The 6138-nt window shown below is 66.8% G+C and carries 5 protein-coding genes; all 5 read right to left on the bottom strand.

From position 1 onward, the window contains the following. Nucleotides 1-96 precede the first annotated feature (96 nt). Nucleotides 97-1557 carry an NADP-dependent succinate-semialdehyde dehydrogenase gene (gene gabD, locus B447_RS19320; protein ID WP_002944561.1) on the bottom strand — a complete coding sequence of 487 codons (1461 nt, stop codon included), beginning with the start codon at nt 1555-1557 and terminating at the stop codon, nt 97-99. Nucleotides 1558-1618: 61 nt separating this feature from the next. After that, nucleotides 1619-2443: an ABC transporter permease gene (locus tag B447_RS19315; RefSeq protein ID WP_002944558.1), complete on the bottom strand. Its 825-nt coding sequence runs from the start codon at nt 2441-2443 to the stop codon at nt 1619-1621. A gap of 11 nt (nt 2444-2454) precedes the next feature. Beyond that, on the bottom strand, nt 2455-3729 hold the full coding sequence (locus tag B447_RS19310; protein WP_002944556.1) for an ABC transporter permease: 1275 nt from the start codon (nt 3727-3729) through the stop codon (nt 2455-2457). Between the two features lie 88 nt (nt 3730-3817). Continuing rightward, nucleotides 3818-4858 carry an ABC transporter substrate-binding protein gene (locus tag B447_RS19305; RefSeq protein ID WP_002944553.1) on the bottom strand — a complete coding sequence of 347 codons (1041 nt, stop codon included), beginning with the start codon at nt 4856-4858 and terminating at the stop codon, nt 3818-3820. 93 nt (nt 4859-4951) lie between these two features. Beyond that, the gene (locus tag B447_RS19300; protein WP_002944549.1) at nt 4952-6052 is read right to left on the bottom strand and encodes an ABC transporter ATP-binding protein; all 1101 of its coding nucleotides are present in this window, start codon (nt 6050-6052) and stop codon (nt 4952-4954) included. Between the last annotated feature and the right edge of the window lie 86 nt (nt 6053-6138).

Here is a 6138-nt window from a genome sequence, read left to right as displayed (position 1 = left end):
GCCCGGGGGGCCATGAAGTCGGCGTTGTGCAGGCCGGGGGGGGGGGTGTGGGCGTTCATGGGTTTCTCCTGTCGATTCGGTTGGGGTGGCGACGGCTCATTGCACGCCGCCCATGCACAGATACTTGACCTCGAGGTAGTCCTCGATGCCGTACTTGGAACCTTCGCGGCCGAGCCCGGAGGACTTCATGCCGCCGAAGGGCGCGACCTCGGTCGAGATGATCCCTGTGTTGATGCCGACGATGCCGTACTCGAGCGCCTCCCCGACCCGCCACACGCGGCTCATGGAGCTTGCGTAGAAGTACGCGGCCAGGCCGAACTCGGTGTCGTTGGCCATGCGGATCGCCTCGGCCTCATCCTTGAAGCGGAAAAGCGGTGCCACCGGGCCGAAGGTCTCCTCGCGCGCCACCTTCATCGCCGGGGTCACATCGACCAGGATGGTGGGCTCGAAGAAGCTGCCCCCGAGCGCGTGGCGCTTGCCGCCGGCGAGCACGCGCGCGCCCTTCTCCACCGCATCGGCGATGTGCTCCTCGACCTTGGCCACCGCTTTCATGTCGATCAGCGGGCCCTGAGTGCTGCCCTCGGCCAGGCCGTTGCCCACCTTCAGGCGCGCCACCGCGGCGGCGAGCTTGGCGGCGAAGGCGTCATAAACGCCGTCCTGCACGAGCAGGCGGTTGGCGCACACGCAGGTCTGTCCGGTGTTGCGGTACTTGGAGGCGAGCGCGCCCTCGACTGCGGCGTCGAGGTCTGCGTCGTCGAACACGATGAAGGGGGCGTTGCCGCCGAGCTCGAGCGAGAGCTTCTTGATGCTAGGCGCGCACTGCGACATCAGCTTGACGCCGATCTCGGTGGAGCCGGTGAAGGTGAGCTTGCGCACGATCGGGTTGGCGGTGAGCTCGCCGCCGATCTCGGCCGCGCCGCCGGTGACCACGCTGAACACACCCTTGGGAATCCCGGCGCGCTCGGCGAGCACCGCCAGCGCGAGCGCCGAGTACGGCGTCTGCGTCGCGGGCTTGAGCACCATCGTGCACCCGGCCGCGAGCGCAGGACCGGCCTTGCGCGTGATCATCGCCGCCGGGAAGTTCCACGGCGTGATCGCCGCGCACACGCCAATCGGCTCCTTGGTCACGACGATGCGCTTGTCGGGCTGGTGACCGGGGATCACGTCGCCGTAGATACGCTTGCCTTCCTCTGCGAACCACTCGATGAAGGAGGCGGCGTAGAGCACCTCGCCGCGCGCCTCGGCGAGCGGCTTACCCTGCTCGCAAGTCATCAGCACGGCGAGGTCTTCCTGGTTGGCGAGGATGAGTTCGAACCAGCGCCGCAGGATCTTCGCGCGCCCCCCGGCGGTCAGCGCGCGCCACGCCGGCCACGCCGCATTGGCGGCCTCGATGGCACGCCGCGTCTCGGCCTCGCCCATGCGCGGGATAGTGCCGAGCATCTCGCCCGTGGCCGGGTTGCTGATGCTCACGGTAGCGCCGTCGTCGGCGTCGATCCACTGCCCATCGATGTAGCAGCGGGTGCGGAGGAGGTCGGGATCTTTCAGGTTCAGGCTCATGGTCGGGTTCCGTCGAGTAGTCGGGGGAGTACTTCGGTGTCTTCGAGTCGATACAGGGGGCTCAGCGGCGCGCGCCGCGCATGCGCTCGGCACGCCGGCGCAGCCATTCGAGGGTCATTAGCATCAGCGTCGACAGCACGATCAGGATGGTCGCGACCGCGGCGATGGTCGGGCTGATGTTCTCGCGGATACCGGCGAACATCTGGCGCGGCAGCGTCGCCTGTTCGGGGCTGGCGAGGAAGAGCGTCACCACGACCTCGTCGAAGGAGGTGGCGAAGGCAAACAGGCCGCCCGAGATGATCCCGGGTGCGACCATCGGCAGGGTGACGCGGAAGAAGGTGGTGATCGGGTTGGCGCCGAGGCTGGAGGCCGCACGCACCAGGTTGAAGTCGAAGCCCTGCAGCGTCGCCGTCACCGTGGTGACGACGAAGGGCACGCCGAGGATGGCATGCGCCAGCACCAGGCCGGTGTAGCTGCCGGTAAGTCCGAGCGGGGCAAAGAAGATGTACATCGCCACCCCGATCACCACCACCGGCACCACCATCGGCGAGATCAGCACCGCGGTAAGCAGGGCCTTGCCGGGAAACTCGGCGCGCACCAGGCCGATCGAGGCCAGCGTGCCGAGCACCATCGCCAGCAGGGTGGCGAGCGGCGACACGATCAGGCTGTTCATCAGCGCCCGACGCCAGGCCGGCGAGGTTGCGAACTCTTCGTACCAGCGCAGCGAGAAGCCCGACATCGGGTACATCAGAAAGCTGTCGGCGTTGAAGGACAGCGGCACGATGACCAGGATGGGCAGGAACAGGAAGGCCAGGATCAGCCCGACCAGCCCGCGCATGCCGTAATACCATGCCCGTTCCACGGGCGAAGCGTAGGGTTGCAGCATCGTCGTCGTCCTCAGCGTGCCTTCATGTACTTGACCCGGGTCGGCCCGAGGTAGCGGGCATAGACCATGTACAGCAGCAGGGTCGCCGCCAGCAGCACCGCGGAGAGCGCGGCCGCCATGCCCCAGTTGATCGTCTGGTTGGTGTAGAAAGCGATGAAGTAGCTCAGCATCTGCTCCTTCGGGCCACCGAGCAGCGCGGGCGTGATGTAGTAGCCCATGCACATGATGAACACCAGCAGGCCGCCGGCGCCGATGCCGGGCAGGGTCTGCGGGAAGTAGATTTTCCAGAAGCTGCGGAAGGGCGGACAGCCGAGCGAGAGCGCTGCGCGCATGTACACCGGCGAGATGCCCTTCATCACCGAGTACAGCGGCAGCACCATGAAGGGCAGCAGGATGTGGACCATCGCCACATACACGCCGAAACGGTTGAAGAGGAGCTGGAGCGGACTGTCGGTGAGGCCCAGCCACATCAGCAGGCGGTTCACCAGGCCCTCGTTCTGCAGCAGCACAATCCAGGCCGCCACGCGCACCAGCACCGAGGTCCAGAACGGCAGCAGCACGAAGATCATCAGCATGTTGCTGTGGCGGGTGGACAAACTGGCCATCAGGTAGGCCACCGGAAAGCCGAGCGTCAGGCAGCACACGGTGACGATCAGGCTCATCCAGAAGGTACGCAGCAGCACGTCCACATAGATGCGCTCGTCATCCGGCGCGGTGACGATGTTGCCGTCGGCGTCGATCACGCGGTCGATCGCGGCGAGCAGGTAGAAGGGTGTCAGCGCGCCGCCGGCGCGGTGGATCGCCTGCCAAGTGGCGAGTTCGCCCCACTGCGCGTCGACCGCGATCAGCGCCTCGCGAGCCGGCACGGCGCCATCGAGCGGCAGCTTGCGCGCAGTCTTCATGATCAGGCTACGGTAGCCCGCATTCTCGCGGTTCAGGCGCTTGGCGATCGCGGCAATCGCCGGTGAGCCCTTGGCCGCGGCGAGCTCGTCAGCGAGCGCACGGAACGCGGGCTCGGCCGGCGGCGTGCGTCCGTCCCAGTCCTTGAGCACGGCGAGTGTGCGCGGCAGGTTGTCGTGGATCTCAGGGTTGGCGACGCCGATCGTCAGCAGCGAGCCGATCGGCCAGATGAAGGCCACCAGAACGACCAGCGCGAGCGGCAGGATAAGGGCGCCGAAGAGCAGGTTGCGGCGGCGCTCGGCCCGGCGCAGGCGCTTCTTCAACGGCGTACCGTCGCCCTCGGCGGGCAAGGTTACGGCAGCGGAGGTGTCGACGGCAGTGCTCATGGACTTGTCCACTCGGTCAGATGGAGACGGTGGCCGCGCATCGCGGCCACCACCGCGGACCGGACGCCCGCGGCGGCACAGGCAGCGTTCAGCGCGCGGCCCAGGCGTTGAAGCGCTGCTCGAGGTTCTCGCCGTGCTCGACCCAGAACTCGGTGTCGGTCGGCATTGCGCCCTTCATGTTCTCGGGCGAGGTCGGCAGACCAGCGGCGACTTTGGCGTCGATCGCCGAGACCGCCTTGAGGTTGACCGGGCCATAGGCGATCTCGCCCGAGAACACCGCCTGGTTCTCCGGCTGGCTGGCGAAGCGGATGAACTTGAGCGCCTCGGCCTTATTCGGCGAGCCCTTGGGGATGGTCCACGAATCGACGTCGTAGATGCTGCCGTTCCACACCACCTTCAGGTTCTTGCCCTCGACCTGCGCAGCGGAGATGCGGCCGTTGTAGGCGGCGCTCATGACCAGGTCGCCCGAGGCGAGCAACTGCGGCGGCTGCGCGCCGGCCTCCCACCACTGGATGTTCGCCTTGAGCGTGTCGAGCTTGGCGAAGGCGCGGTCGACGCCGGCGGGGGTGGCGAGCACCTTGTACACATCAGTGGTCGGCACGCCATCGGCGAGCAGGGCGAATTCGAGGGTGTACTTCGCGCCCTTGCGCAGGCCGCGCTTGCCGGGGAATTTATCCACGTTCCAGAAGTCGGCCCAGGACTGCGGCGCCTCCTTGAGGCGGTCTGCGTTGTAGGCAAGCGCGGTCGACCACACGAAGATGCCGACGCCGCATTCATTGACCGCCGCCGGCACGAAATCGGCCTTGTCGCCCACCTGCGCGAAGTCGATCTTCTCGAACAGCCCTTCCTCGCAGCCGCGCACCAACTCGGGCGACTCGACCTCGAGCACGTCCCAGGTCACGTTGCCCGCCTCGACCATGGCCTTCACCTTGGCCTGCTCGCCGTTGTATTCGCCGGCGACGACCTTGACCCCGCTGGCCTTGGCAAAAGGCGCGTAGTAGGCCTTGTCCTGAGCCTTCTGCGAGGCGCCACCGAAGGAGATGACGGTGATGTCGGCCGATGCGGAGCCAACGGCGCCACCGAGGGCGACAAGGACGGCGGCGCGAAGGATGGATGCGACGAGCTTCATGGTGTGTCTCCGGTTCTGGTTTTGTCGATGTTGCGGGTAAGGGCCGGCGGGCGGCCGGGATAGCGGATACGGCGGCGGTGGGTAGCGGCCGTGTCAGTGCGCGGCGGGCACGTCGAGCGCGCGGGTGTGCGCCGGGTCGAGCCCGACACGGATCGCATCGCCGGGACGCAGCGAGCGGTCGAACTCCGAGATCGGCGCCTTGATGGTGAATTCGTGCTTGCCAGCGAGTTCTACGCGCAGGCGAATCTGGTCGCCGAGGTAGATCAGCTCGCGGACGGTGGCGTCGAGCCGGTTGGCGCCCTCGCCGGCGAGCTGTACGCGCTCCGGACGCACCGCGATGCGGGCGCGGCCACCGGCACCGACATTGCCAGTGCGCGCGCGCAGCACCGTGCCGCAGTCGAGGCGCACGTCGCACTCTTCGCCCGCCACGGCCACCACGGTGCCGTCGAGCGCGTTGTTCTCGCCGATGAAGTCGGCAACGAAGGAGTTCGTCGGGTACTCGTACAGCGCCTCGGGGGCATCGATCTGCTGGATCACGCCGTGGTTGAACACGGCAATGCGGTCCGACATGGTCAGCGCCTCGCTCTGGTCGTGGGTGACGAAAACCACGGTGATGCCGAGTTTCTGCTGGATGTGCTTGATCTCGAGCTGCATGCGCTCGCGCAGGTTCTTGTCGAGCGCGCCGAGCGGCTCGTCCATCAGTACCAGTTGCGGATCGAACACGAGTGCGCGGGCGAGCGCGATGCGCTGCTGCTGGCCACCCGAGAGCTGCTGCGGATAACGGTTGCCGAAGGCATCGAGCTGCACCATACCGAGCGCGCGCTTCACCCGCGCCTCGACCTCGTTGGCCGCCAGCTTGCGCACCCGCAGCGGAAAACGCAGGTTGTCGGCCACCGTCATGTGAGGAAACAGCGCATAGTTCTGGAACACCATGCCGATGTTGCGACGGTAGGGCGGCACACGATTGATGACTTCGTCATCGAGACGAATCTCGCCGCCAGTGGGCGTCTCGAAGCCGGCCAGCATCATCAGGCAGGTGGTCTTGCCCGAGCCGGACGGCCCGAGCAGGGTGAGGAACTCGCCGCGGCGAATGTCGAGATTGAGGTCCCGGACGATCAGGGTTTCGCCGTCGTAGGTCTTCTGAACGTTGCGAAAGCTGACGTGGGGTGCCTGGCTGTTATGGACCGCTTCCATCTGTCTCCATCTCCTGAAAGGGGCGCCGTGCGTTCTGGCGATCGAATCCTAGGCCACGGATTGGCCCAAGCCTGATCCAATTGCTT

The organism is Thauera sp. 27, assembly GCF_000310125.2.
Taxonomy (GTDB): domain Bacteria; phylum Pseudomonadota; class Gammaproteobacteria; order Burkholderiales; family Rhodocyclaceae; genus Thauera; species Thauera mechernichensis.
The sequence above is the reverse complement of the archived record's forward strand: the minus strand, read 5'-3'. Positions and strand labels throughout refer to the sequence as shown.

What these genes read in the sequence shown, in the direction of transcription:
- gabD (WP_002944561.1), bottom strand. Translation starts at nt 1,557, where the DNA reads ATGAGCCTGAACCTGAAAGATCCCGACCTCCTCCGCACCCGCTGCTAC.
- B447_RS19315 (WP_002944558.1), bottom strand. Translation starts at nt 2,443, where the DNA reads ATGCTGCAACCCTACGCTTCGCCCGTGGAACGGGCATGGTATTACGGC.
- B447_RS19310 (WP_002944556.1), bottom strand. Translation starts at nt 3,729, where the DNA reads ATGAGCACTGCCGTCGACACCTCCGCTGCCGTAACCTTGCCCGCCGAG.
- B447_RS19305 (WP_002944553.1), bottom strand. Translation starts at nt 4,858, where the DNA reads ATGAAGCTCGTCGCATCCATCCTTCGCGCCGCCGTCCTTGTCGCCCTC.
- B447_RS19300 (WP_002944549.1), bottom strand. Translation starts at nt 6,052, where the DNA reads ATGGAAGCGGTCCATAACAGCCAGGCACCCCACGTCAGCTTTCGCAAC.